This is a genomic window from Roseateles sp. (assembly GCF_039929605.1).
Taxonomy (GTDB): Bacteria; Pseudomonadota; Gammaproteobacteria; order Burkholderiales; family Burkholderiaceae_C; genus Pelomonas.
The window spans coordinates 1-25,431 of sequence record NZ_JBDSQX010000186.1 but is presented as its reverse complement, the minus strand read 5'-3'; the positions used below and the strand labels follow the sequence as shown (position 1 = coordinate 25,431).

The 25,431-nt window shown below is 67.6% G+C and carries 26 protein-coding genes and 2 pseudogenes; 16 read left to right on the top strand and 12 right to left on the bottom strand.

Going from position 1 to position 25,431, the window contains the following annotated elements:
- Positions 1 to 397 precede the first annotated feature (397 nt).
- The 4 genes from ABIS05_RS25365 (at position 398) to ABIS05_RS25350 (ending at position 4,515) form a co-directional block, all read left to right on the top strand.
- Complete coding sequence (locus ABIS05_RS25365; protein WP_348012632.1) at positions 398 to 1,411, top strand: sulfate ABC transporter substrate-binding protein; 1,014 nt, start codon at positions 398 to 400, stop codon at positions 1,409 to 1,411.
- 113 nt (positions 1,412 to 1,524) lie between these two features.
- Positions 1,525 to 2,403 carry a sulfate ABC transporter permease subunit CysT gene (gene cysT, locus ABIS05_RS25360; protein WP_407074879.1) on the top strand — a complete coding sequence of 293 codons (879 nt, stop codon included), beginning with the start codon at positions 1,525 to 1,527 and terminating at the stop codon, positions 2,401 to 2,403.
- 166 nt (positions 2,404 to 2,569) lie between these two features.
- Positions 2,570 to 3,457, top strand: a complete 888-nt coding sequence (gene cysW, locus ABIS05_RS25355; RefSeq protein ID WP_348012630.1) for a sulfate ABC transporter permease subunit CysW — start codon at positions 2,570 to 2,572, stop codon at positions 3,455 to 3,457.
- Complete coding sequence (locus tag ABIS05_RS25350; RefSeq protein ID WP_348012629.1) at positions 3,457 to 4,515, top strand: sulfate ABC transporter ATP-binding protein; 1,059 nt, start codon at positions 3,457 to 3,459, stop codon at positions 4,513 to 4,515. The genes cysW and ABIS05_RS25350 overlap by 1 nt, the downstream gene beginning before the upstream one ends.
- A 603-nt stretch (positions 4,516 to 5,118) precedes the next feature.
- Here the strand turns inward: ABIS05_RS25350 and ABIS05_RS25345 are convergent.
- A complete protein-coding gene (locus ABIS05_RS25345; protein WP_348012628.1) occupies positions 5,119 to 5,997 on the bottom strand; it encodes a dienelactone hydrolase family protein in 879 nt (292 codons plus the stop codon).
- A 127-nt stretch (positions 5,998 to 6,124) separates the two neighbouring features.
- Here ABIS05_RS25345 and ABIS05_RS25340 point away from each other — a divergent pair, with 127 nt between their 5' ends.
- From ABIS05_RS25340 to ABIS05_RS25325, 4 genes are all read left to right on the top strand, one after another.
- Positions 6,125 to 7,084: a CysB family HTH-type transcriptional regulator gene (locus ABIS05_RS25340; RefSeq protein WP_348012627.1), complete on the top strand. Its 960-nt coding sequence runs from the start codon at positions 6,125 to 6,127 to the stop codon at positions 7,082 to 7,084.
- A 76-nt stretch (positions 7,085 to 7,160) separates the two neighbouring features.
- Positions 7,161 to 8,144 (top strand): sulfate ABC transporter substrate-binding protein, encoded by a 984-nt coding sequence (locus tag ABIS05_RS25335; protein ID WP_348012626.1) that lies wholly within the window; start codon positions 7,161 to 7,163, stop codon positions 8,142 to 8,144.
- A 224-nt stretch (positions 8,145 to 8,368) separates the two neighbouring features.
- Entirely contained in the window at positions 8,369 to 9,886 is a 1,518-nt protein-coding gene (locus tag ABIS05_RS25330; protein ID WP_348012625.1) for a DUF1800 domain-containing protein, read from the top strand.
- 244 nt (positions 9,887 to 10,130) lie between these two features.
- Positions 10,131 to 11,324 carry a DUF1501 domain-containing protein gene (locus ABIS05_RS25325; protein WP_348012624.1) on the top strand — a complete coding sequence of 398 codons (1,194 nt, stop codon included), beginning with the start codon at positions 10,131 to 10,133 and terminating at the stop codon, positions 11,322 to 11,324.
- Here ABIS05_RS25325 and ABIS05_RS25320 read toward each other — a convergent pair.
- Entirely contained in the window at positions 11,321 to 11,875 is a 555-nt protein-coding gene (locus ABIS05_RS25320) for a flavodoxin family protein (RefSeq protein ID WP_348012623.1), read from the bottom strand. The two genes, ABIS05_RS25325 and ABIS05_RS25320, sit on opposite strands and share 4 nt — an antisense overlap.
- 162 nt (positions 11,876 to 12,037) lie before the next feature.
- Complete coding sequence (locus ABIS05_RS25315; protein ID WP_348012622.1) at positions 12,038 to 12,760, bottom strand: pirin family protein; 723 nt, start codon at positions 12,758 to 12,760, stop codon at positions 12,038 to 12,040.
- A gap of 95 nt (positions 12,761 to 12,855) precedes the next feature.
- Here ABIS05_RS25315 and ABIS05_RS25310 point away from each other — a divergent pair, with 95 nt between their 5' ends.
- Positions 12,856 to 13,836 carry a LysR family transcriptional regulator gene (locus ABIS05_RS25310; RefSeq protein WP_348012621.1) on the top strand — a complete coding sequence of 327 codons (981 nt, stop codon included), beginning with the start codon at positions 12,856 to 12,858 and terminating at the stop codon, positions 13,834 to 13,836.
- Positions 13,833 to 14,726 (top strand): tRNA glutamyl-Q(34) synthetase GluQRS, encoded by an 894-nt coding sequence (gene gluQRS / locus ABIS05_RS25305; protein ID WP_348012620.1) that lies wholly within the window; start codon positions 13,833 to 13,835, stop codon positions 14,724 to 14,726. Before ABIS05_RS25310 ends, gluQRS begins: the two co-directional genes overlap by 4 nt.
- A 22-nt stretch (positions 14,727 to 14,748) precedes the next feature.
- Here gluQRS and ABIS05_RS25300 read toward each other — a convergent pair whose 3' ends face one another.
- Positions 14,749 to 14,994, bottom strand: a complete 246-nt coding sequence (locus tag ABIS05_RS25300) for a GlsB/YeaQ/YmgE family stress response membrane protein (protein WP_348012619.1) — start codon at positions 14,992 to 14,994, stop codon at positions 14,749 to 14,751.
- A 136-nt stretch (positions 14,995 to 15,130) separates the two neighbouring features.
- Here ABIS05_RS25300 and ABIS05_RS25295 point away from each other — a divergent pair.
- From ABIS05_RS25295 to ABIS05_RS25280, 4 genes and pseudogenes are all read left to right on the top strand, one after another.
- A pseudogene (locus ABIS05_RS25295) lies at positions 15,131 to 15,475 on the top strand (FKBP-type peptidyl-prolyl cis-trans isomerase); the annotation flags it as partial.
- A 30-nt stretch (positions 15,476 to 15,505) separates the two neighbouring features.
- The gene (locus ABIS05_RS25290; protein ID WP_407074878.1) at positions 15,506 to 15,853 is read left to right on the top strand and encodes an FKBP-type peptidyl-prolyl cis-trans isomerase; all 348 of its coding nucleotides are present in this window, start codon (positions 15,506 to 15,508) and stop codon (positions 15,851 to 15,853) included.
- Positions 15,854 to 15,961: 108 nt separating this feature from the next.
- Positions 15,962 to 16,390, top strand: coding sequence for a PilZ domain-containing protein (locus ABIS05_RS25285; RefSeq protein WP_348012618.1), 429 nt, complete (start codon positions 15,962 to 15,964; stop codon positions 16,388 to 16,390).
- Positions 16,391 to 16,493: 103 nt separating this feature from the next.
- The gene (locus tag ABIS05_RS25280) at positions 16,494 to 17,246 is read left to right on the top strand and encodes an MgtC/SapB family protein (RefSeq protein WP_348012617.1); all 753 of its coding nucleotides are present in this window, start codon (positions 16,494 to 16,496) and stop codon (positions 17,244 to 17,246) included.
- Here the strand turns inward: ABIS05_RS25280 and ABIS05_RS25275 are convergent.
- Positions 17,243 to 18,166: a LysR family transcriptional regulator gene (locus tag ABIS05_RS25275; RefSeq protein ID WP_348012616.1), complete on the bottom strand. Its 924-nt coding sequence runs from the start codon at positions 18,164 to 18,166 to the stop codon at positions 17,243 to 17,245. The genes ABIS05_RS25280 and ABIS05_RS25275 overlap by 4 nt on opposite strands.
- Before the next feature lie 96 nt (positions 18,167 to 18,262).
- Between ABIS05_RS25275 and metE the strand changes: the two genes are divergently transcribed.
- Together metE and ABIS05_RS28280 are read left to right on the top strand one after the other, a co-directional pair.
- Entirely contained in the window at positions 18,263 to 20,590 is a 2,328-nt protein-coding gene (gene metE, locus ABIS05_RS25270; protein WP_348012615.1) for a 5-methyltetrahydropteroyltriglutamate--homocysteine S-methyltransferase, read from the top strand.
- On the top strand, positions 20,590 to 21,135 hold the full coding sequence (locus tag ABIS05_RS28280) for a GFA family protein (RefSeq protein WP_407074877.1): 546 nt from the start codon (positions 20,590 to 20,592) through the stop codon (positions 21,133 to 21,135). The genes metE and ABIS05_RS28280 overlap by 1 nt, the downstream gene beginning before the upstream one ends.
- Positions 21,136 to 21,223: 88 nt before the next feature.
- Here the strand turns inward: ABIS05_RS28280 and map are convergent, their stop codons facing one another.
- The 7 genes and pseudogenes from map to ABIS05_RS25235 all read right to left on the bottom strand — a co-directional run.
- A complete protein-coding gene (gene map, locus ABIS05_RS25265) occupies positions 21,224 to 22,015 on the bottom strand; it encodes a type I methionyl aminopeptidase (protein WP_348012614.1) in 792 nt (263 codons plus the stop codon).
- Complete coding sequence (locus ABIS05_RS25260) at positions 22,012 to 22,260, bottom strand: ParD-like family protein (RefSeq protein WP_348012613.1); 249 nt, start codon at positions 22,258 to 22,260, stop codon at positions 22,012 to 22,014. Before ABIS05_RS25260 ends, map begins: the two co-directional genes overlap by 4 nt.
- 39 nt (positions 22,261 to 22,299) lie before the next feature.
- Positions 22,300 to 22,743 (bottom strand): thioesterase family protein, encoded by a 444-nt coding sequence (locus ABIS05_RS25255; RefSeq protein WP_348012612.1) that lies wholly within the window; start codon positions 22,741 to 22,743, stop codon positions 22,300 to 22,302.
- On the bottom strand, positions 22,740 to 23,912 hold the full coding sequence (locus ABIS05_RS25250; RefSeq protein WP_348012611.1) for a DUF2399 domain-containing protein: 1,173 nt from the start codon (positions 23,910 to 23,912) through the stop codon (positions 22,740 to 22,742). Before ABIS05_RS25250 ends, ABIS05_RS25255 begins: the two co-directional genes overlap by 4 nt.
- Positions 23,909 to 24,367: a PIN domain-containing protein gene (locus tag ABIS05_RS25245; protein WP_348012610.1), complete on the bottom strand. Its 459-nt coding sequence runs from the start codon at positions 24,365 to 24,367 to the stop codon at positions 23,909 to 23,911. The genes ABIS05_RS25250 and ABIS05_RS25245 overlap by 4 nt, the downstream gene beginning before the upstream one ends.
- The gene (locus ABIS05_RS25240; protein ID WP_348012609.1) at positions 24,364 to 24,654 is read right to left on the bottom strand and encodes a type II toxin-antitoxin system prevent-host-death family antitoxin; all 291 of its coding nucleotides are present in this window, start codon (positions 24,652 to 24,654) and stop codon (positions 24,364 to 24,366) included. The genes ABIS05_RS25245 and ABIS05_RS25240 overlap by 4 nt, the downstream gene beginning before the upstream one ends.
- 67 nt (positions 24,655 to 24,721) lie before the next feature.
- A pseudogene (locus tag ABIS05_RS25235) lies at positions 24,722 to 25,431 on the bottom strand (hypothetical protein); the annotation flags it as partial.

Sequence of the window (25,431 nt, the reverse complement as noted above, 5' to 3'; positions counted from 1 at the left end):
CGTTGCCAGAAATCATCGGTCACCACCCACGACTCAACTCTCTTGCGTGTCGCCATGCCTTAACCCAACCACCGCGTGAATGGCGGTTCGGGACGAGAGTTTACTATTTACGGATAACCTCTAAGGCAACGCTGAACAAGTCCCTCGCGCGCAGCGCATCCCTGCTTTGGGCGGCCTGCAGCGTTGCAAATCCGCGCCATAGCCAGCTATGGCTGTGGTTTGCGCCTTGCAGTCCATCCCAAACCAGGGCGCGCTGCATCGCGGGGACCTGTTCAGCGTCGCCCAAAGCGCCGGGCCACTGATAGCCGAAGATCGAATAAGGAAATAAGGAAACTGTCGTTTCGCGAATAAGCGACTTAGGGCATCGTCACGCCTTCGTTCATTCGACGGCCCGCTCATGTCCCTCTTTCTGCCTTCCCGCCGCACCGTTCTCGCGCTGATCGCCTCGGCCTCGGCGCTGCCCGCTCTGGCTGCCGACCCGCAGCCGCTGCTCAACGTCTCCTACGACGTGGCGCGCGAGCTCTACAAGCAGATCAACCCCGCCTTCGTCGCCGCCCAGAAGGCCAAGGGCCAGACGGTTGTCGTCAACCAGAGCCACGGCGGCTCCAGCAAGCAGATCGGCGCCGTCATCGGCGGCCTGGAAGCCGACGTGGTGACGATGAACCAGGCCACCGACGTGGACCAGCTCGCCAGCAGCGGCCTCACGCCGGCCGACTGGCGCAGCCGCTTTCCCAATGCCGCGGCGCCCTACTCGTCGACGATGACCTTCCTCGTCCGCAAGGGCAACCCCAAGGGCATCAAGGACTGGGCCGACCTGGCGCGGCCGGGCGTGCAGGTCATCCTGCCCAACCCCAAGGTGACGGGCAACGGCCGCTACAGCTACCTCGCGATCTGGGGCAGCGTGCTCGCCACCGGCGGCACCGACGCGCAGGCCAAGGATCTGGTCACCCGCATCCTGACCAACGTGCCCGTGCTCGACGGCGGCGGCCGCGGCGCCACCACCACCTTCACGCAACGCGGCATCGGCGACGTGCTCGTCACCTTCGAGGCCGAGGTGGAACTGATCGAGAACGAGTTCGGCAAGGGCAACTTCGAGCAGGTCAACCCCAGCATCTCCATCGAGACCGAGGCGCCCGTGGCGCTGGTCGACAAGGTGGCCACCAAGAAGGGCAACGCGGCGCTGGCCAAGGCTTACCTTGACTTCCACTGGAGCCCGGAAGCGCAGGAAATCATCGCCAAGAACAACTTCCGCCCGCGTGACCCGGCCGTCTTCAAGAAGCACGCCCAACGCTTTGCCAACATCAAGCTGTTCACGGTCGACCAGACGCTGGGCGGCTGGGCCAAGGTCAGCAAGACTCACTTTGCCGACGGCGGGACGTTTGATCAGGTGATGGCCTCGATCAAGCGTTGAGCCCAAGCCCCTCGCCCGCGAGGGGCCCGCGATGCCTGGCGGATTGACCACCAGACACATCGCCAACGAGGCCGGCTTGTGAGCGGCACGGCGCTCGGCCCAACACGCAACACATCAATCACATGGCTTCGTTCCTATCGGTGCGCCGCCGGGTTCTACCCGGCTTCGCGCCAACGCTCGGCTTCACGCTGTTCTACCTGTCGCTGATCGTGCTGGTGCCGCTGACGGCGGTCTTCCTGAAGTCATCGGGCCACGGCTTCGACGCCTTCTGGGCCGCCGCCACGTCGCCGCGCGTGATGGCTTCGTACCGCTTGAGCTTCGGCGCCTCGCTGATCGCCGCCACCATCAACCTCTTCTTCGGCCTCATCCTGGCCTGGTGCATCGTCCGCTACGAGTTCCCGGGCAAGAAGCTGGTCGACGCGCTGATCGACCTGCCCTTCGCGCTGCCCACCGCCGTGGCCGGCATCGCGCTGACGGCGCTGTATGCGCCCAACGGCTGGGTTGGTTCGCTGTTCGCCCCGGGTGGCGCGCTGGCTTTCCTGTTCGGTGAGGGCGGCCTCAAGATCGCCTTCACGCCGCTGGGCATCCTGCTGGCGCTGATCTTCATCGGCCTGCCTTTCATCGTGCGCACGGTGCAGCCGGTGCTGGAGGACATGGAGACCGAGCTGGAAGAAGCCGCGGCATCACTCGGCGCCCAACGCTGGCAGACATTCCGTTATGTCGTTCTGCCCACACTGCTGCCGGCGCTGCTGACCGGCTTCGCGCTGGCCTTCGCACGCGCCGTCGGCGAGTACGGCTCGGTGATCTTCATCGCCGGCAACATCCCCATGGTCAGCGAGATCACACCGTTGATGATCATTGCCAAGCTGGAGCAATACGACTACGTCGGGGCCACGGCCATTGCCGCGGTGATGCTGATCGTCAGCTTCGTACTGCTGCTCGTCATCAACGGCCTGCAGGCCTGGAGTTCGCAGCGAGGGAGCAGGAAATGATGCCCCTCGTCCAAGGAGTACCTTGGCCGGTCCCCCACGGGGACGGCGATGCTGGCCGGATTGACCACCCAGCACATCGCCGGATGGGCCGGCTTGGGAGCGGCCCGGCGCTCGGCCCCCAAACCCCAAGCGTCGCCCTCATTGCAAGCCGGGGATGGACAGGCGCATGAGCACCGCTCTCCACATCGCGCCGGCCAAGGTCCGCGCCCTCGCCAAGTACCAGGACAACCCCGCCACGCGTGAATCGCCGGCGGTGCGGCGCGTGTTGCTGGCCCTGGGCCTGACCTTCTTTGCCGTCTTCCTGCTGCTGCCCTTGGTGGCCGTGTTCACCGAGGCGCTGCGCAAGGGCTGGGAGGCCTATTTCTCGTCGCTGGCCGACGCGGAGACCTTGTCGGCCATCAAGCTCACGCTGATCGCGGCGGCCATCGCGGTGCCGTTGAATCTGGTGTTCGGCCTGGCGGCGTCCTGGCTGATCGCCAAGCACGAGTTCCGCGGCAAGCAGCTGCTGATCACGTTCATCGACCTGCCCTTCTCGGTCTCGCCCGTTGTGGCTGGCCTGATGTACGTGCTGATCTTCGGCGCTCAAGGCTGGTTCGGCCCGTGGCTGCAGGCGCACGACGTGAAGATCATCTTCGCCGTGCCAGGCATCGTGCTGGCCACCGTGTTCGTGACCTTCCCCTTCGTCGCGCGGGAGTTGATCCCGCTGATGCAGGCGCAAGGGCGGGACGAGGAGGAAGCCGCCACGGTGCTCGGCGCCAGTGGCTGGCAGACCTTTCGCCGCGTCACGCTGCCCAACATCAAGTGGGGCCTGCTGTACGGCGTCATCCTCTGCAACGCACGCGCCATGGGCGAGTTCGGCGCGGTGTCGGTCGTCTCCGGCCACATCCGCGGCATGACGAACACGCTGCCGCTGCACGTCGAGATCCTCTACAACGAATACCAGTTCGCCGCCGCTTTTGCCGTGGCCTCGCTGCTGGCGCTGCTCGCGCTGGTGACGCTGGTGATCAAGCAATTCATCGAGTGGCGCGAGAGCCAGTCGAACAAGGAAGCGTGATGGGCATCCAGGTTCAGAACATCCACAAGAGCTTCGGCAACTTCACCGCCCTCGGTGACGTGTCGCTCGACTTCCCCACCGGCGAACTCGTCGCCCTGCTCGGCCCCTCGGGCTGCGGCAAGACGACGCTGCTGCGCATCATTGCCGGCCTCGAACAAGCCGACGCAGGGCGCGTGCTGCTGGACGGGCACGACGCCTCCGAAACCCATGTGCGCGAGCGCCAGGTCGGTTTCGTCTTTCAGCACTACGCGCTGTTCCGCCACATGACGGTGTTCGACAACGTCGCTTTCGGTCTGCGCGTGAAGCCACGCAAGCTGCGCTTGCCCGAGGCCGAGATCAAGAAGCGCGTGACCGAGTTGCTCAAGTTGGTGCAGCTCGACTGGCTGGGCGACCGCTTCCCGCCGCAGTTGTCAGGTGGCCAGCGCCAGCGCATCGCGCTGGCCCGCGCGCTGGCCGTGGAGCCGCGCGTGCTGCTGCTGGACGAACCCTTCGGCGCGCTGGACGCCAAGGTCCGCAAGGAACTGCGCCGCTGGCTGCGCCGCCTGCACGACGAACTGCACATCACCAGCATCTTCGTCACACATGACCAGGATGAAGCGCTGGAAGTGGCCGACCGCATCGTGCTGATGGACCACGGCCGCGTCGAGCAGGTCGGCACGCCGCAGGAGGTCTACGAGCGCCCGGCGACTCCTTTCGTCTACGGCTTCCTGGGTGCGGCGAACCGCTTTGTCGGCCAGTCCCGCAGCGGCGTGCTGCACATCGGCGAGCACCAACTGCCGCACGGTGGCGAGCATGGCGACGGCGAGGTGCAGGCTTATGCCCGGCCGCACGAGCTACGCATCTCGACCGACGAATCGGCGCCTGGTTTGTCTGCGACGGTGGAGCGGGTGCTGTCGTTCGGCGCGAGTGCCCGCGTCGAGTTGATCGGGCCGGACGGGCAGCCGCTTGAAGCAGAGCTGACGCGGGCTGAGGCGGAGGCGATGGGGCTGCGGGGCGGGCAGCGGGTGAAGCTGGCGGCGAATCGGTTGAGCTTGTTTGAGGCTGGGGCGGGGATTTGAGGATTCAGGATGCTCTTTGGTAGAGCGTCTTGAAATCGCTGCCGTGTTGCCGGGAGTCCGCCCCGGCGGGCGGGTAACTTTTCTCTGCGGCGCCAGAGCAAAGTCACCAAAAGAGAGGCGCTGAATCCGCACTTCAGCGGCCTAACGAGCTTGGCAGTGGGCCGTGCCCCGAAGCGACCCGCTGTGCTCTCGCTGCTGTCCTTTTCACCAACCCCATTCATCGGAGCAGCGGCCCGCTTAACGCGCGGCTGCACGCCGTGCTCACGAGAAAACACCCAAGACAGCGTCGCTCGGGCGACGCGGCATTTGCATTCCTGGTGAGCCCGGCGTGCAGCCGGCGTTAAGCGGCATGAAGGGGCGATGGATGGCGCTCTTCACAGGGACAGCAGCGAGAGCGCAGCGGGTCGCGTCTGGGCGAAATGCCACCGGGCGTTTTCGCGCGCCGCTCCTGGCGTCATCGCACTCGTGTGCGGTTCAGAGCCTCTTCTTTGGTGACTGTCTTCTGGCTCCGCAGAAGAAAGTTACCCCGCCGCCGGGCGGGACTCCCGGCAATGCATCGAGCAGACGCGCGCTGTGCAAAAGCAACCAAGCGAGCTTCTCACCCTAGCCCAGCGCCGCCTTGAACACCGCCAACGTCCGCTCCCACGCCAACTGCGCCGCCGCCGCGTCATAGCGCGGCGTCGTGTCGTTGTTGAAGCCGTGCTGAGTACCGGCGTAGGTGTGCTGCTCGTAGCGCACCCCGGCCGCCTTCAAAGCCGCCTCGTAAGCCGGCCAACTCGCATTGACGCGTTCGTCGTTGCCCGCGTAATGCAACAGCAGCCGCGCCTTGATGCGCGGCACGTCTTCCAGCGCTGGCGCGCCGCCGTAGAAGGGCACGGCCGCGGCCACTTCGGGCACCTGGGTGGCGACGTAATTGGTCAGCGTGCCGCCCCAGCAGAAGCCCACCACGCCGACCTTGCCATTGGCATCCGGCAGCGTGAGCAGCCCGCGCGCACCGGCCACGATGTCGGCGCGGGCCTTGGCGGAGTCGAGCTTGGTGAACAGCTCGCGGGCCTTGTCCTCGTCGCCGGGGTAGCCGCCCAGCGGCGCCAGCGCATCGGGCGCAAAGGCCACATAGCCGGCGAGCGCGACGCGGCGGGCGACGTCCTCGATGTGCGGGTTCAGGCCGCGGTTCTCGTGAACCACCAGCACGGCCGGCAGCTTGCCTGATGCACTGAACGGCTTGACCAGATAGCCCTGCACCTGGCCATTGCCGTCGGGTGACGGGAAGGCGTGACGGCGCGTTGCCAGCCGCACGTCGTCGGGCTTGACCTGCTGCGCCGCCGCGAAGTTGGGGCTCAGCGCAGTGAGCAGCGCGACCGCACCTGCCGGGCCGCCGGCAAAAACGGCCGCCTGGTCGAGAAAGCCGCGACGGCTCAGGTCGCCGTGGACGTAGCGGTCGAACAAAGCCCAGGCCTGCTGGGGAATGGGTTGCTTATGCATGAACGCGCTCCTGAAGGGTGTGCTGACTGTAGACGTCGCTCAAGCGCCCGGTACTGCGACGAATCGCATAACGATATGGCGAATCGTTCGACGACAGAAGTGCTCGCGGTTTGCAGAATCGCGCCGCATGAACTTCCAGCAACTCCGTTCCGTCCGTGAGGCCCAGCGCCGCGGCTTCAACCTGACCGAAGTCGCTCAGGCCCTGCACACATCCCAGCCCGGCGTCAGCCGCCAGATCCGCGAACTGGAAGACGAACTCGGCATCGAGCTCTTCGTGCGTGTCGGCAAGCGCCTGACCGGGCTGACCGAGCCGGGCGAGCAGGTGATGCCCGTCATCGAGCGCCTGCTGCAGGAGGCCGAGAACCTCAAGCGCGCTGCCGGCGATTTCGCCCAGGCCGGCAGTGGCCGCTTGCGCATCGCCGCCACGCACAGCCAGGCCCGCTACGCCTTGCCGCCCGCCGTGCGGGACTTCCGCGCCCATCACCCCGACGTGAGCCTGCACCTGCAGCAGGGCTCGCCGCAGCAGATCGCACGGCTGTTGCTCGACGGCGAGGCCGACGTGGGCATCGCCACCGAGGCGCTGACCCAGTACCCTGAACTGGTGGCCCTGCCCTGCTATCGCTGGACGCACTCGGTCGTGGTGCCGCCCGGCCATCCGTTGCTGGAAGGCCCGCTGACGCTGGCCCGCCTGGCGCAGTTCCCCATCGTCACCTACGAGCAGGGCTACACCGGCCGCTCACACATCGACGACGCCTTCGCCGCCGCCCAACTCACGCCCCATATCGTGCTAAGCGCGATGGACGCGGACGTCATCAAGACCTATGTGGAGCTCGGCCTGGGCGTGGGCATCGTCGCGGCCATCGCCTTCGACGAGGAGCGCGACCTGCACCTGCGCGCCATCGACGCTCGCCATCTGTTCGAGGACAACATGACCCGCCTGGCCGTGCGCCGCAGCGCCTATCTGCGCGACTACGTCTACGAGTTCATCCAGACCTTCGCCTCGCCGCTGCGGCGCGAGGTGGTGGATGCCGCGCGCCACGAGGCGCCGGCTGCAGAGCCCGTGCTGGCATGGTCGAAAGCCGCATGAGCTTGCGCGAACTTCTTCTTTGATTGCCGCAGCCCGCGTCCCTAGAGTGAGCCGCTCCACCCCTAACTCGAAAACCATGCGCCGCCTTCTCACCGCCCTCAGCTTTGCCCTCGCCGCCACCGGCGCCCTCGCCCAGACCACGCTGCTGAACGTGTCCTACGACCCGACGCGCGAGCTCTACCAGGACTTCAACAAGGCCTTCACGGCGCAATGGAAGGCCAAGACGGGCGAGACCGTCAGCCTCAAGGCCTCGCACGGCGGTTCTGGCAAGCAGGCCCGCTCGGTCATCGACGGCCTGGAAGCCGACGTCGTCACGCTGGCCCTCGCCTACGACATCGACGCGCTGGCCGACAACAAGCTGCTGGCGCTGGACTGGCAGAAGAAGCTGCCGCAGAACTCCACGCCCTACACGTCGACCATCGTGTTCCTGGTGCGCAAGGGCAACCCCAAGGCCATCAAGGACTGGCCGGACCTGGTGCGGAGCGGTGTCGAGGTCATCACGCCCAACCCCAAGACCAGCGGCGGTGCGCGCTGGAATTACCTGGCCGCCTGGGGCTACTCGCTGAAGAACGGCGGCACGCCGGCCGCAGCGCAGGAGTTCGTCAAGAAGATCTACGCCAACACCAAGGTGCTGGACTCCGGCGCCCGCGGCTCGACGACGACCTTCGTTGAACGCGGCATCGGCGACGTGCTGATCGCCTGGGAAAACGAGGCCTACCTGGCCGTCAAGGAACTCGGTCCGGACAAGTTCGAGATCGTCACGCCCAGCCTCTCCATCCTGGCCGAGCCGCCCGTCGCCATCGTCGACAAAGTGGTCGACAAGCGCGGCACGCGCAAGCAGGCCGAGGCCTACCTGAACTACCTGTACAGCCCGGAAGGCCAGGAGATCGCGGCGCAGAACTACTACCGCCCGCGTGACGCCAAGGTCGCCGCCAAGTACGCCAAGCAGTTCGGCCCGGTCAAGCTGTTCACCCTCGAGGAGCTGTTCGGCGATTGGCGCAAGGTGCAGAAGGCGCACTTCGACGATGGGGGCACGTTCGACAAGATTTACACAAAGTAGTGAGCCCCTCGCCCAGTCGTGCCGCGCTGAACGCGGGCTCGCCTGGTCGGCCCCCCGAGGGGGCGGCGATGCTTGCGGCATTGAGCCGCAAGCACATCGCCAGACGGGCCGGCTTGGGAGCGGCCCGGCGCTCGGCCCGAGGAAGGCACGACTGCCGCGCCAGGATGTGAAGTCTTGTTGCGCGCCTCGACAGTGCACCTCAGGCGGGCCCATCATGGGGCGCCATGAGAAACCTCGCGCTCAGCACCGCCCTACTCCTCAGCCTGATCGGCTGCGCCACCGCGCCGCCAACAGCCTCCTCCGCACACGGTCCAGCCCAGGACACGCTCTGGCTGGACCGTCTCACTTGGGGCGCCAGCAGCGCCGACCTGGCCGCTGTGCGCCGCCAAGGCCGCGCCGCCTGGCTGGACGCCCAGCTCCAGCCGCGCACACCAGCGGCGTTGCCTGAGGCCGCCCAGGCGCAGATCCAGACCCTGCCCATCAATGAGCCGCTGCTGCCGCTGGTGCAGCGCATGGAAGCCCAGCGCAAGGCGGCCGATGCGCTGACCGACGACACCGCCAAGGCCGAGGCGCAGAAGAACTACCAGCAGGCCCTGACCAAGCTCGCCCGCGAGGCCTCGGCCCGGCAGTTGCTGAACGCGCTCTACTCGCCCAACCAGGTGCAGGAGCAGTTGACGTGGTTCTGGTTCAACCACTTCAACGTGCATCAGTACAAGAGCAACCTGCGTGCGATGGTGGGCGACTACGAGCAGGGCCTGCGCGAGCGCTCGCTCGGCACGTTCCGCGAGCTGCTCGGCTACACGGCCCACCACCCGGCCATGCTGCGCTACCTCGACAACGAGCAGAACGCCGCCAACCGCATCAACGAGAACTACGCCCGCGAGCTGCTGGAGCTGCACACGCTGGGCGTGGGCGGCGGCTACAGCCAGCGCGACGTGCAGGAACTGGCCCGCGTGCTGACGGGCCTCGGCGTCAACCTCACCGACAACAATCCCAAGCTCAAACCCGCGCAGGAAGCCCAATACCGACGCGACGGGCTGATGGAGTTCAACCCCGCGCGGCATGACTTTGGTGAGAAGAGCCTGCTGGGCATCACCGTCAAGGGTGAGGGTTATGCCGAGCTGGACCAGGTGCTGGACCTGCTGGCCAAACACCCCAGCACGGCGCGCAACGTGAGCCGCAAGCTGGCCCAGTATTTCGTCGCCGACGAGCCGCCGCCGGCCCTCGTGGAACGCATGGCCGAGCGCTGGCAGCAGAGCGGCGGCCGCATCGACGAGGTGCTGCGCGCGATGGTCGGCTCGCCGGAGTTCGAGGCGTCGCTGGCCCGCAAGTTCAAGGACCCGACGCACTACGTCGTCTCCGCCGTGCGCCTGGCCTATGCCGACAAGGTGGTGCTGAACACCGGCCCCATGATCGGCTGGCTCTACCGCCTGGGCCAGGCGCCCTACAACCGCCAGACGCCCGACGGCTATCCGCTCGACGAGAGCGCTTGGGCGGGCCCGGGCCAGATGACGACGCGCTTCGAGATCGCCCGCGCCATCGGCAGCGGCAGCGCAGGGCTGTTCAAGGTCGAAGGCGAGGCCAAGGACCGGCCGGCCTTCCCGCAGATCGCCCACCCGCTCTACTACGAGGGCATCGCGCCGCGCCTGGCCGCCGCCACGCAGCAGGCGCTCGGCGCCGCCACGTCGCCGCAGGAATGGAACACCTACCTGCTGGCCTCCCCCGACTTCATGTACAGGTAGGCCTCAAGCCCGACAGTCGACCGCTCACCACCGCTGGAAACAGTCATGCCTGCATCCATTGAGACCCACGACCACCTGCTTTATTCAGGCCAGAACGCTGCATGCCCGCTCGGCCCGCCCTCAGGCGCTCTGGCGGCGTTGCGAATGCTCGCGATGGGACCCGCCATCGCTCCGCTTCGCGCCTTGCCAGACCACCCGAGGGCGGCCCGCTCGGGCACGCTCCACTGCCGGACTTGAGGCTGCCATGGACCGCCGTCTACTGCTCCAACTCGGCCTCAGCGCTGCTGCGCTGCCGACAAAGCTTTGGGCGGCATCGCCCGAGACACCGCGCCTGCTCGTCGTCTTCCTGCGCGGCGCCTACGACGCGGCCAACCTGCTGGTGCCGACGTCGTCGAGCTTCTACTACGAAGCCCGGCCCAACATCGCCATCGCCAAGACGGCCGCGCTGCCGCTGGACGCCGACTGGGGCCTGGCACCGGCCGTGGCCGACAGCATCCACCCACTGTGGCTCAAGGGCCAGGCCACCTTCGTGCCCTTTGCCGGCACCAATGACGCCTCGCGCAGCCACTTCGAGACGCAGGACCACATCGAACTGGGCCAGGCCGATGACCTGGCTTCGGGCAGCCGCGACTTCCGCAGCGGCTTCATGAACCGGCTGGCCGGCGTGCTGGGTGCCGCTGTGCCGGAACGTTCGCGCCTGGAGGCGATGGCCTTCACCGACCAGGTGCCGCTGATCCTGCGCGGCCAACAGCCGGTGGCCAACCAGGCGCTGCGCGACCTGGGCAAGCCGGCCATCAACGCCGCGCAGGCGCAGACGATTGCCGGCATGTACGCCAACACGCGGCTGGCCAGCACAGTCAGCGGCGGCTTTGAGGTGCGCGAGGAGGTGTCACGCGAGATGGCGGGTGAGATGGAAGCCGCCAGCCGTGGCGCCATCGCCGCCAAGGGCTTTGCGCTGGAGGCGCGGCGCATCGCCCGGCTGATGCGCGAGCGCGTGACGCTGGGCTTCATCGACGTGGGCGGCTGGGACACCCACGTCGGCGAAGGCGGCGCGACGGGCCAGCTCGCCACCAAGCTCGGTGAGCTGGGCAAAGGCTTGGCGCTGTTTGCCGACGAGATGGGGCCGCAGTGGAACAACACCGTGGTCGTCGTGGTGAGCGAGTTCGGCCGCACCTTCCGCGAGAACGGCAACCGCGGCACCGACCACGGTCACGGCAGCGCCTACTGGGTGCTGGGCGGCGGCGTGAAGGGTGGGCGCATTGCGGGCGAGCAAGTCGCGGTCAAGGCATCCACCTTGTTTCAGAACCGCGACTACCCGGTACTCAACGAATACCGCGCGCTGTTCAGCGGCCTGTTCAAGCGCATGTATGACTTGAACGACGCGCAACTGGCCACCGTCTTCCCCGGGGCCAGCGCGCGCGACCTGGGTCTCGTTTAGCGCGTCAGGCGGGCCGTGACCGCCTTGATGCGCTCGCCGAAGACCTTTGCCGTCGCGAAGTCGCCGTCCATCATCTCGTCGGGCGACGCATCACTGGGCGAGGTCGTCATCAGGCCCGCGAACGACGCAACGAAGTTGACGTCGTGACGCGTCGAACTCTTCTTGTTCGACGGCATCACACCCATGCCGGCCCACAGCATGCTGTGCTGCTGGCTCAGCGTGAACAGATAGTGAAGCGTGGACAGCTTGTCGCCGTTCATCGACGCGCTGTTGGTGAAGCCGGCGGCCAGCTTGTCCTTCCAGCCCTGGGTGAACCAGACCTTGCTGGACGCGTCGGCGAACTTCTTGAACTGCCAGCTCACGGTGCCCATGTAGGTCGGCGAGCCGAAGACGATGGTGTCGGCATCGGCCAGTGCGGCCCAGTCGGCCTCACCAACGTTGCCCTCAGCGTCGATGGCGATCAGCTGGGCGCCTGCACTCTCGGCCACGGTCTCGGCAATGCGCTTGGTGTGGCCGTAGCCGGAGTGGTAGACAACAACGATCTTGCTCATGAAAGGTCCTTTCAGGGTGGAGTGAATTCAAAACCTGCGGGTCGAGCGCCGGGCCGCTCCCAAGCCGGCCCGCGCTGGCGATGTGCTTGCGGCTCAATGCCGCAAGCATCGCCGTCCTCTTGGGGGACCGGTCAAGGTACGCCTTGGAAGAAGGGCTGCATTTCAGGCTGCGAGGTCGAAGACCAGCACTTCTGCTTCTTTGCCGGCGGTCAACGCGAGGCGCGGAGTGTCGCGAACTTGCAAGGCATCACCTGCCGTCAGGTCTTGTCCATTCACGCTAAGCGCGCCGCGCACGACGTGCACGTAGGCCAGGCGACCCGGCGCAACGTCGAGCTCAGCCGCTTCCACACCGTCGAACAGGCCAGCGTACAGGCGGGCATCGGCGTGGATGGTCACCGATCCCTCGGCGCCGTCGTTGGCCGCCACCAGGCGCAGCTTGCCGCGCTTGGAAGTGGTGTCGAAATGCTTCTGCTCGTAGCTCGGCGCAATGCCGCGCTGGTCGGGCTGGATCCAGATCTGTAGGAAATGCGTCGTCTCCTTGGCATTGTTGAACTCGCTGTGCATGACACCGGTGCCGGCGCTCATGCGCTGCACGTCACCGGGGCGGATGACGCCAGCGTTCGCACCACCGGCCTCGCCGTTGCCCATGCTGTCCTTGTGCGCCAGTTCGCCGGACAGCACGTAGCTGATGATTTCCATATCGCGGTGGCCGTGCGTGCCGAAGCCCTTGCCGGCGACAACCTTGTCCTCGTTGATGACGCGCAAGGGCCCAAAGCCCATGCGCGCCGGGTCGTAGTAGTCCGCGAACGAGAAGCTGTGGAAGGACTTCAGCCAGCCATGATCGGCGTAGCCGCGATCACTGGACTTGATCAGTTGGGTTGTCATGCCGGGCTCCTTGGTTTGCTTGGAGTCAATGTAGGAGCCGCGCGCCCGCTCATCGACAGCGCGGCTTGGCGACACCGTTCAAATAGACTGAATCCATGAGCCATCCACAGGACAAACGCCGCGCCCTCACCCCCGAAGCCCTGTCCATGATGGACACCATCGCCCGCACCGGCAGCTTCGCCGCCGCCGCCCGCGAGATGGGCCGCGTGCCATCGGCGCTGACCTACTCCGTGCGCCAGCTCGAAGACGCGCTCGATGTGCTGCTCTTCGATCGCAGCTCCCGCCAGGCCGTGCTGACCGCCGCCGGCCAGGAGCTGCTGGTGGAGGGCCGGCGCCTGCTGCAGGAGCTGGACGCCGTCGCCAACCGCGTGCGCCGCATCGCCACCGGTTGGGAGAGCGAACTGACCATCGCCGTGGACGACGCCATTGCCCGCCGCGCCCTGTTCGACCTGATGGAGGCCTTCTACGCCGAAACCATCGACGGTGGCGGCCCGCCCCCCACGCGGCTCAAGCTGCGCGTCGAGGTGCTGGCCGGCACCTGGGAGGCGCTGCTGCACGGCCAGGCCGACCTGGCCATCGGCATGCCGGCGCAGCTGCAGAGCGCCAACATCCACTGCGAACCCAGCGGTGAGCTGGAGTTCGCCTTCTGCGTGGCGCCCCACCACCCGCTGGCCAACCTGCCCGAGCCGCTGACGGCCGGCCAGATCGCCGAGCACCGCATCATTGCCGTCGCCGACAGCGCCCGGCTGCTGGCGCCCATCACCGTGGGCGTGCTGCCCGGGCAGGACGTGCTAACCGTGCCGTCGCTCGCCACCAAGCTCGAAGGCCTGCTGCGCGGCCTGGGCTGCGGCTCCCTGCCCGTGCCCATGGTGAGGCGCCACATCGACGCCGGCCGGCTCGTGCGCAAGGCCACCTACGAGGGCCGCCGCGCCGGGCTGATGCACTACGCCTGGCGCCAGAACACGACGGGAAACGGCCAGACGCCCGGCAAGGCGCTGGCGTGGTGGCTGGACAGGTTGCGCAGCGAGACCACGCGCAAGGCGCTGCTGGAACAGCACGAAGGCCTGCTCCTTTGACGACCTATCGCGGCCGATTCGCACCCTCGCCTACCGGCCCGCTGCACGCCGGCTCGCTCGTCGCCGCGCTCGCCAGTTGGCTGGACGCACGCGCCCACGGGGGCCAGTGGCTGGTGCGCATCGAGGACGTCGACGGCCCGCGCTGCCCGCCAGGCACCGGCGAACTCATCCTCGGCCAGCTCGCAGCGCTGGGCCTGGTGGCCGATGAGCCGCCCGTCTGGCAGTCCCGCCGTGGCGATCTCTACCAAGCTGCGCTGGACAGGCTGATCGTCTCCGGCCACGCCTACGGTTGCGCCTGCACGCGGGCCGAAATCGCAGCCGCTGCAGGCCCGAAGGCCAGGCACGGCGAGCTGATCTATCCCGGCACCTGCCGCCATGGCACGAACGGCCGCCCGGTGCGCGCCTGGCGCTTCCGGGTGGAGGGCAGCGTCGACTGGCAGGACCGCCGCCTCGGCGCGCAGTCGCAAGACCTGGAGACCGAAGTGGGCGACTTCGTCTTGAAACGCGCCGACGGCCTGTGGGCCTACCAACTCGCCGTCGTTGTCGACGATGCCGAACAAGGCATCACCGACGTGGCTCGCGGCGAAGACCTCGCCGACAACACGCCGCGCCAGATCGCGCTGCAGCGGGCACTCGGATTGATCACACCGCGCTACCTGCACACGCCGCTGGTGCTGGCGGCGGATGGGAACAAGCTGTCAAAGCAGAACGGGGCGGCGGCGATTGATCTGAGCGCCCCGGCGCTGCGCTTGCGCGAGGCGGCCGCACGATTGGGCTTGCACGTCTCGACGCGCAGCGAGATCGTCGGCGAAGTACTCGCCAGCGCAGTCGGGCCATGGCGGGCCATGGCCCCGCAGGCCCCGCAGGCACTGCAGGCACCCTGCGCTTGAGGCGTTAGCGCTGGCTCTTGGTTCAAGCGCGCTTGATGAGGCGCACGACAAACAGCAGCACGACGGCGCCAATGGTCGCCACGATGATGCTGCCGATCAGGCCGCCACCCGCAGAAACACCCAATGAGGAGAAAAGAAAGCCGCCGACAAAGGCACCGATCACACCGACGACAAGGTCGCCAATGAGGCCGAAGCCGCCACCCTTGACCAACTTGCCAGCCAACCAGCCAGCAACGATGCCGACGACGAGGAACCAAAGAAGACTCATTTTTCTACTCTCAGCCAAGATAACGAATACCCAGTCTACTGTGGCACTGCTGACGGCGAGCTGGCTACCGCAGGTCCGTGCCCGAGCCCTGGCGGCGACAATCCCGCCTTTTGTCCAACAAGCTCAAGGATCTGCCATGAACACCACGCCCACCGGCCTTCAATTCGAGGACACCGTCGAAGGCGACGGCAAGCAGGCGCTGGCCGGCCAGGACGTCACCGTGCACTACACCGGCTGGCTGTGGGTCGACGGTGCCAAGACCACCAAGTTCGACTCCAGCAAGGACCGTGGCGACCCGTTCGAGTTCGAGCTGGGGGCCGGCATGGTCATCAAGGGCTGGGACGAAGGCGTGCAGGGCATGAAGATCGGCGGCAAGCGCACGCTGATCATCCCGGCCGGCCTCGGCTACGGCGCTCGCGGCGCTGGCCGCGACATCCCACCGAATGCGACGCTGTGCTTCGAGGTCGAACTGCTCGGCCTGGCCGGCGGCCCCGAGGCGGTCGAGCTGACCCTGCAAACGGCCTCCAGCGGCCTGCAGTACGAAGACCGCGTCGTCGGCGACGGCGCCGAGGCCACCAAGGGCCAGCGCGTGTCGGTGCACTACACCGGCTGGCTCTACAAGGACGGCCTGCGCGGCAAGAAGTTCGACTCCAGCAAGGACCGCGGCCAGCCGTTCAAGTTCCGCCTCGGCGGCGGCGAGGTCATCCAGGGCTGGGATGAAGGCGTGCAGGGCATGAAGGTCGGCGGCACGCGCATGTTGGTGCTGCCGCCGGCACTGGGCTATGGCGAGCACGGTGCGGGCGGCGTGATCCCACCGAATGCGACGCTGCTGTTCGAGGTCGATCTGCTGGCGGTATAACGGCGCCAAGGCTTCACCGAAGTCGATTCAGGCGACACGGGCGCTGCTGACAAGCGCCTGTCATTCGCTGATGCTGTGATCCGACCCGTCCACTCCGAGCGCCACACCATGCTGACCAACCAGATCGACCAACGCCGCTCCCCCCGCGTGGAGTTCTTCCTCGTGCCGGAAGAGCATGAGCAGTTGCCTGTCTGGGTCATCAAGCCCGAAGGCCTGGCGAACGCGCGCGGCGGCGTCGTCGTCAACCTCAGCGAGGACGGCCTGCAGATCCTGGCTTCGGCCGAGCCGCCGCTGGATGCCCGGCACTATGAGTTGCGCCTGCTGCTGGGCGAGGACGACGGCGTGCCGCTGTTCAGTGCCGACGTGCGCCGCGTCTGGAGCCGGCCGCTGAACCAGCTCGTGCAGCTGAGCGGCTTCGAGTTCGAGTCGCCCAACTCCGAGGCCGAGGAATTCCTGCTGGCCCAGACGGCGCAGATCACCGCGCGCAAGTGGGTGCGTTGCGTGCTCGTGGAGCGCACGGCAACCGCACTCTCCTGAAGCCGGCCTCCGCATCCGCCCGTCTGGCGGGCGGATGCGGACTGCGTTAGCGTGGCCGCGGGGCAGGCTCGCCCCCGTCATCACCCCTTCATCGGCCACGCCCATGCTCGAACCGGACCTCCTGCTACGCTACTGGACCGGCAGCCAATGGGCTGCCAACGTGCTGATGCTGATGCATCTGCTTGGCGCCATGGTGCTGGGGCTGCTGCTGGGCTATGAGCGGGCCTATCACGGCCGCGCGGCGGGCATGCGCACCTACGCGCTGGTCTGCATGGCTTCGTGTGCCGTGACTATCCTGGTCGGCTACCCCGATCAATGGTTCGGCGGCCACACGGCAGGCGGCTCGCTGCCGTTGTTCGCCGACCCGACGCGTGTCATCCAGGGCGTGGTAACGGGCATCGGCTTCCTGTGCGCCGGCGTCATCATGCGCGAGGGCATGAACATCTCGGGGCTGACGACAGCGGCCTCGATGTGGGCCGCGTCGGCCATCGGCATCGTGCTGGGCATGGGCTTTTATTTCGCCGCCATCGCGCTGACGCTGCTGTGCGCGACGCTGATGATGTGGGGCGCCAAGCTGGAGAGCCGGCTGCCCTCGCACCCGGCCATCGCCGTGACGCTGCGCGGCGAGCCGGGTCGGCGCTTCACGCAGGCCGAGCTGGCCGAGTTCGCCGACGGCCTGGGCTACCGCTTCGCACCCGGCTCGCTGAGCATCGAAAAACAGGGCGACCACGAAGAGTGGCGCTTCGTCTGCACGGCCAAGCAGAACTTCAAGGGCCAGACGCTGTGCCGCTTCACCGGCGGCCTGCACGAGTTACCGGGCGTGGCGGGCTACCGCGTGACGCACGCGCGGAACTAGAGCAGGCTGACGGCGGCGAGGTTCAGCAGCGAGGTCTCGCGCATCAGCCGCACGAAGTCGGCCAGGAAGGGCTTGGCCGCCAAGCCCGCCGTGCTGACGGCATAGAGCCGCCCGGTCAGCCCCTGCTCGCCGATGCGCTGGCGCGCCACGTAGCCACGCGCCAGGTAGTTCTCCACCGCCCACAGCGGCAGCGCCGCAATGCCGCGCCCGCTGGCGACGAGCTGGAGCATCGCCACCGTCAGCTCGCTGGTGCGGCGCGGCGGCGTGATGCCGGCGGGCTGCAGCACGCGGCGCACGAGGTCGAGCATCTCGTCGGGCACTGGGTAGGTGATGAGGGTGTGGCCGGCGAAGTCAGCAGCCTGCAGCCAGGGCTTGGCGAGCAAGGCGTGCCCCTTGGGCAGCAACGCCACGATCTCGAAGCTGAACAGCGGATGCACGACGACGCCGGTCTCGTCGGCATCCACGTCCGACACGATGGCCAGTTCGGCGCGGTCCTGGTGCAGCAGGCCCACGGGGTCGGCCTGGAAGCCGGAGACGATGTCCAGCTCCACCTCGGGCCAGCGCCCGCGGAAGGCGTCCATCGCCGGCATCAGCCAGTCGAAGCAGGTGTGGCATTCGACAGCGATGCGCAGCTGGCCGGCGGAGCCATCCACCAACCGGCGCACGTCGCGGTCGGTCTCGTCGACCTGCGGCAGCACCGTGTCGGCCAGCCTCAGCAGCCGCTGGCCCACGGCGCCGAACACCAGCGGGTTGCTCTTGCGCGCAAACAGCTCGGCGCCGTAGTGCTCCTCCAGCGCCTTCAGCTGGTGGGACAGGGCCGACTGCGTCAGGTTCAGCAGTTGCGACGCTCGGGACAGATTGCCGGCCTCGCGCAGGGCAACCAGGGTACGCAGGTGGCGCAGTTCAAGCGGCGTTTGCATGAGCAGAACTTGTGATGATTCAGAAAACGTTTCGTTTGAATCATAGTCAGCAAGCTCAGATCATCACGAATCAATTTCATCGTTTGCAGAATCGTCATGATCAAGACTCATATTCTCGGCTTCCCGCGCATGGGCGAGCACCGCGAACTCAAGACCGCGCTGGAGCGCCACTGGCGCGGCGAACTGCCCGCCGCCGAGCTGGAAGCGCAGGCCGCCACGCTGCGCGCCCGCCACTGGACGTTGCAGCGCCAGGCCGGGCTGGACCACGTCACCGTCGGCGATTTCGCCCTTTACGACCACGTCGCCCACCTCATCCAGCTGTTCGGCTGCGAGCCGGCGCGCTTCGGCTTCACCGGCGACGAGACCCCGCTGCAACGCTACTTCGCGATGGCACGCGGCACGTCGGCCCACGCCCACACCGAGGCCTGCGGCTGCGGCAGCGCGGGCGGTGCCGGCGCCCCGGCGCTGGAGATGACCAAGTGGTTCGACACCAACTACCACTACCTCGTGCCCGAGTTCGACGCGGCCACCGAGTTCAACTTGCACGCCGACCGCCTGCTCGCCGAGGTGGACGAAGCCATCGCCCTGCCCGCCAGCCCCAAGGTCGCGCTGCTCGGTCCCGTGAGCTTCCTCTATCTGGGCAAGAGCAAACAGGACGGCTTCGACCGCCTGGTGCTGCTCAAGCGCCTGCTGCCCGCCTACGAGCAACTGCTGACCCGCCTGGCCGCGCGCGGCGTGACCTGGGTGCAGCTGGACGAACCCATCCTCGGCCTGGACCTCACACCGGCGTGGCAAGACGCGCTGCGCCTGGCCTACGCCCGCCTCGGCGTGGTGGGCCAGCCGCTGCTGCTCGCCACCTACTTCTCGCCGCTCGGCGACAACCTGGACCTGGCCTGCGAGCTGCCCGTGGCCGGCCTGCATGTGGACGCCGTCCGCGCGCCCGAGGAGCTGCTGACCGTGGCCCTGCGGCTGCCGCTGGAGCGCGAGCTGTCGGTCGGCATCATCGACGGCCGCAACATCTGGCGCAGCGACCTGGATGCCGCGCTGACCCAGCTGCGCAAGGTGCAGGAGCTGCGCGGCGGGCGGCTGTGGGTGGCGCCGTCCTGCTCGCTGCTGCACGTGCCCTTCAGCCTGCGGCAGGACAAGGCGCTGGACTCGGAGCTGCAAGGCTGGCTGGCCGGTGCCGTCGAAAAGCTGGACGAGCTGCGTGTGCTCAAACGCGCGCTGTGGGGTGACGAAGCCAGCGTGGCCCGCGAGCTGGCCGAGTCCCGCATCGCCCGCGCGGCCCGCGCCGTCAGCCCGCGCGTGCGCAACGGCACCGTTGCAGCGCGCCTCAAGGCACTGCCAGCCGCTGCCGACCAGCGCCGCTCACCCTTCCCCACGCGCCAGCTTGCGCAGCGACAGCGCCTGCGCCTGCCTGCCTTTCCGACGACGACCATCGGCTCCTTCCCACAGACCGCCGAGATCCGCGCCGCCCGCGCTGCCTTCAAGCGCGGCGCGCTGTCCGACGCTGCCTACCGCGAAGCCATGCAGCGCGAGATCCAGCTCGCGGTCAGCAAACAGGAAGCGTTAGGCCTGGACGTGCTCGTGCACGGCGAGGCCGAGCGCAACGACATGGTCGAGTACTTCGGCGAACAGCTCGCCGGCTTCGCCTTCACCGCCAACGGCTGGGTGCAGAGCTACGGCTCCCGCTGCGTGAAGCCGCCGGTGCTGTTCGGCGACGTGTCACGCCCCGCGCCGATGACCGTGGGCTGGACGAGCTACGCGCAAGGCCTGACCGCCCAGCCCATGAAGGGCATGCTGACCGGCCCCATCACCATCCTGCAATGGTCCTTCGTGCGCGACGACCAGCCGCGCGCCACCACGGCGCTGCAGATCGCGCTGGCCATCCGCGACGAAGTGGCCGACCTGGAGGCCGCCGGCATCGCCATCATCCAGATCGACGAGCCCGCCATCCGCGAAGGCCTGCCGCTGCGCCGCGCTGCCTGGGGCGCCTACCTCGCTTGGGCCACGCGCGCCTTCCGCGTGGCCGCCAGCCCGGTGCGCGACGACACGCAGATCCACACCCACATGTGCTACGCGGAGTTCAACGACATCCTGCCCGAGATCGCCGCGATGGATGCCGACGTCATCACCATCGAAACCAGTCGCTCCGACATGGAACTGCTGCGCGGCTTCGGGCAGTTCAAGTACCCGAACGAGATCGGCCCCGGCGTCTACGACATCCACTCGCCGCGCGTGCCCGACACGGCGGAGATGCTGCGGCTGCTGAGGAAGGCGGCCGAGGTTATTCCGGCGGAGCTGCTGTGGGTCAACCCGGATTGCGGGCTGAAGACGCGGGGGTGGCCGGAGACGGAGGCGGCGTTGGGACGGATGGTGGAGGCGGCGCGGGCGTTGCGATCAGAGGCTGTGCAGGGGAACTGATGCATGGCGCCAGGACTTGCCTCCCGGAGGCGAAAACCAAGAGCTCCCAGGTCTGCTTCGACTGCGCGCGCCTTCTTCCAGAAACACATCGGGCGTTCACGGAAAGTTCCATGGGCAGTTCTGCTTCACCAGCCTTTTCGGTTCGCTGCTACTGCGGCGCGGTAGCGCTTGATGCCAGCGCCGCACCAAGGGGCATCGTCAATTGCCACTGCGGTCAATGCCGCCGGTTGAGCGGCGCTGCCTTCACCACTTGGGTGAGCTTCCGAAGCACTTCCATTCTGATCACCGGTAATGAATCGCTCACAGCATTCCCAGTGACCACGAACGTCACGCGCCACTTCTGTCGCGTCTGCGGCTCGCACGTCTTTACGTCGGACATCCGATTACCAAAGGTACTCGGGGTTCCGGCGGGCGTCATTGCCGGCGCGCCATTGACTACGCCCAGCGCACATTACTTTGTGAGTCACAAAGCCTCATGGCACGCCATCTGCGATGGCTTGCCTCGGTTTGGCGGAGAGTCTGGTGTCGAACCGCCGGCCGCCTAGCGCGGTAGGTTGGGGTGAACGCAGTGAACCCCAACAAATCCGGCCGCCGAGGACGTTGGCGTTCGCAAGCTCACCCCAACCTACAGGCTCAATCAATCGCCGGGTAGTCCCCGAGCCCATCCGGCCACGGCGTCAATATCTCGAAGCCGTCGGCCGTCACGGTCACCATGTGTTCCCACTGGGCCGACAGCGACTTGTCGCGCGTCACCACCGTCCAGCCGTCACTCAGCTCGCGAATGCCGGCGGCGCCCGCGTTGATCATGGGCTCGATGGTGAAGATCATGCCCTCCTGCAGCTTCAGGCCTTCGCCCGGGCGACCGAAGTGGTTGACGTGCGGCTCGTCGTGATAAACGTCGCCGATGCCATGGCCGCCGTACTCGCGCACGACGCTGAAGCCGGCCGCGTGCGCGACGGTCTGGATGGCGTGGCCCACGTCACCTAACGTCGCACCTGGGCGCACCTGGCGGATGCCGGCGCGCAGGGCCTCGTAGGTCGTCGTCACCAGCCGGCGTGCCAGCACATTGGTCTCGCCGACGATGAACATGCGGCTGCTGTCGCCGAACCAGCCGTCCTTGGTGAGGGTCACGTCCACGTTGACGATGTCGCCCTTCTTCAGCGTCTTGTCCTTGCTAGGGATGCCGTGACAGACAACGTGGTTGGGCGAGATGCAGGCCGTCTTCGGGAAGCCGTGATAGCCGACGTTGGACGGAATGCACTTCAGTGTGCCCACGATGTATTCGCGGCAGAGGTCGTCCAGTTCCTCGGTCGTCACGCCGGGCACGACGTGCGGTTTGAGCATGGCCAGCACCTCGGCGATGAGATGCCCGGCCTCACGCGCCTTGGCCACTTCCGCGGGGCTGCGCAGCTTGAGGCTCTTCATGCCCGCACCCCTTTGTCTTTGATCGGCTTTGCCCAGCCGGCCAGGCGGGCCAGGTCCAACCCGCCCTCCTGCTCGGCGCGGATCAGCAATTGGCAGATGTCGCTGTGGCTGAGTTGCGGGTGCAGTTCGGCCAGCATGCCGATGCGCATCCAGTGCTCGGCCTGGGCGTTGATGGAGCGCGACAAGGCCTGGCTGGCAACGCGCAGGCTCTCGTGCATGGCCTCGGATATTTTGACGATTCCCATGCCGGGCACTATATACGATTCGTATATGAAACGTATATCTCAAACCCTGAGGGCCAGCGCGCCTTCGTAGATGCCCAGGAACTCCGCCGGCATGCGCCGCGGCTTGCCGCTGCTGATCTCGATGCAGACCAGCGCCCAGCGGCCACGCACCAACGTCTGGCCATCGCTGACTCGCTTCAACTGAAAGCGCCGCTCCATCGTCAGCTTGCCGTCACTGGCCGTCAGCCAGGTGCCAAGCACCAGTGCCTCGCCTTCGAAAGACGGCAGCAGGTAGTCGTAGTGGCCCTCGCGAATGGCCATCGCGCGGTCCAGGCTGCGGTGGTCGGCGAGGCTCAACCCCAGCGCCTCGGAGTGCGCCCAGCCGGCCTGCTCGCACCACTGCACGTAGACGGCGTTGTTGGTGTGGCCCAGGCCGTCGATGTCGCTCTGTTGGGGCGTCAGCATCAGCGTGAAGGGCGACGGGTAGTCCCAGGGAACGTTCACAGCCAGCCCTCCTGCTCGGCTTTCAAGCCACGTTCGCGCATCGCGTCGCGCAGCGCCGCCAGCATGGGAGGCAGCTCGGTGTGGCCAAGCCGGTCCAGCGTGGCCAGGTCGTAGGCGCCGAGCGCTTGAGCACGCGGATGGGACAGCCGCACGGCCTCCATCGCCTCGGGCTGCCAGGGCAAGTCGCGGTTGACCCAGGGCTGCGCGGCGGCGAGCGCGATCTCGATGCCGGCCGGGTCTGCGTCCGCGCTGATCGCGGCGGGCGCCGGTGCCAGCGCGAGCAGGCGGCCGAGCGCCGTTGTCCAGGCGCGCGTGGGGCGGCCGGCGATCCAGACCAGCAGCGTGCCGGGCGCCAGCCGTGCGGCCTGCTTCTCGAAGCTGGCGCGGTTCTCGATCAACCACCAGCGCGTGGGCGCCGGCTCCACCGCCAGCAGCCGCTCCAGGCCCTCGGTGGGCAGCGTGACGAAGGGCAGCGCTGCAAGGTCCACGCGCCGGCCGCCGGGCCAGACGAGGGAGGCGGCACCCGCCAGCGTCAGCGTGGGCGCAAACGGCCCGATGCCCAGCGCCGGCAGGTCGAAATGCCGCTCCAGCCAGGCCCATTCGCCGTCGGCCACGGCCTTGGTGTGGCCCAGGTGCAGCGCAAAGTCGCGCCGCAGCCCTTGTTGGCCGGCGGCCACCCAGGCGGCGAGCGCCTGCAGCAGCGCGGCGCGGGCCTGCGCCGGCTTGAGGGCCATGCGCGACTGCGCCAGGTCTTGCGCCGCCTCACCCACCAGCGGGTCCGCCATCAGCGTGTCGATCTGGTCGCACAGGGCCTGGCGCTGGGCGTCGCGCTGGCTCTTCGTCGGCAGCCCCAGGGCCGTCTGCAAGGCTTCCAACTCGACCCAGGCCACGCCGGCGCGCTGCCAGCGGCCACGCTCGAACTTCTCCTTCAGCGTGAACAGGCCGGCCGCGAGCGCCTTGTCGGCCAGGCGGTCCGCCAGGTCGATGCGGCCGGGGCCGGCAATGTCCAGCAGGCTGGGCCAGGGCCGGCTGTCGGCGCTGCCGCGCAGCCAGTCGGTTAGCAGCTCTCGCTCGTCCACGTCCAGCGGTGGCAGGTGCGGCGGCCAGACGGGCGCAGCGGCGCCGCGATGGCGGCGTGTGCGGTCCGCGGTCAGTTCACGCGTGCTCAATGCCCGGCCTCGGGCGAGGCGGCTTCCTTGAAGTAAAGCTCCACGCGCGCCGTCGTCCAGGTCGCTACCCCGGTGCCGAAGAAGTCGCGGTCTTCCGTCCAGATGGGGCAGTTCAGCAGCAAGGCGCAGGCGAGGACGGGCCAGTCGTCGGGGTCGCGTGAGCCGATGCGGGCCAGCGCCGCAGCGCGTATCGGTGCGTAGCTTGTGAGCGGCACCGAGCTGACAAAACGCCCCAGCGCGTCCAACGCCAACGTGGCGGCACGCTCCGCCGTGGCCGAAGCGCGTCGCGCACGCAGGATCGCGGGCAAATGTCGGCGCGCCTCGATGAAAGCCGTCTCGGGCGCCAGGAAATCAATCACGCCGGTGTACGCCGTCAACAGTGCCGGCACCCTCTGCCCGAGCACGTAGCGGATCAGGATGTTCGCGTCCAGCACGAGCGGCCGGCTGACTGTCATTTGCTGCTTGCGCTGGGCAGGGGACGCCCGCGCCTGAGTGCGTCGAAGTCTGCGGCGATCTCCTCGACTTCAGCCTCCGTCAATGGCATCGCCTCGCGAAATGCGGCCGCAGCCTCCAGCAGCCGTTGCACGTCCTCAGCGCTGGGCCGCCGCAGCGGCACGAACACCCCCACGGTCTCGCCATGCTTGGTGATGGTGATAGGCGCATCGCCAGCGATGTACTCGGCCAGATCGGCGCGGAATTCGCGGATGCCGACGCTGGTGGCGTCGAGGGTGGGAGCGGTCATGGGGCGTCCTTCAGAAGAAGACTCAGACCCGCCATTGTGCCGTTTGTGTACACAAACGGCCACCCGCTCAGGCGTACTCGCTCTTCTCGGGCCTCCTCGCCAGCACCGCAATCGGCGGCGCCCAGCGTTCGCCGCGTGGCTTCTTGCTCGTCACCAGCGTGATCTCGCTGGGCTCGAAGACCTCGACGTTGTGCGTGATGGGCGTCGTCAGCAGGTACTGAGCGCGGGTGCTGCGCAGGAAGTGGCCGACGAGCTGGATGTTGCGCACGTCCAGGTGGGCAAAGGGCTCGTCGATGAAGACGAAGCCGCCCGCGCTCTCGTCGTCCTTCATCAGGCCGACGAGCAGGATCAGGCTCTTCAGCACCTGCTGGCCGCCCGAGGCCTCGCCGTCGTTCAGGCCCACCTCGCCCTTGCCGTCGAAGTTGAACTTCACGTGCAGCCCCGCCTGGGCCAGCACGGTGTCGTCATTGTCCAGGTGCGGCACCTGGGCCTCGGCGGCCACGCCGGCCAGTTCGCCCAGCTCGGCGACGTTCTTTTTGTAGCGGCGCACGGTGGCGCGCAGCACGTCGATGTAGCGGTCACGCGCGTTGTGCGCTGCAATCCGAGCCTGCTCGTTGCTGGCGCGCCGATCGCCGAGCTGCTGCGTTTGATCAGCCACCGTGAGCTGCATGCGGTGGTGTCGGTCCTCCACGGTGGCGTCGGTCTCCCAGCTGCCCTCGTCCAGGTCGCGCTGAACGGCCTTTTGACGCAACTCCGCCTGCTTGGCGTTGGCGAATT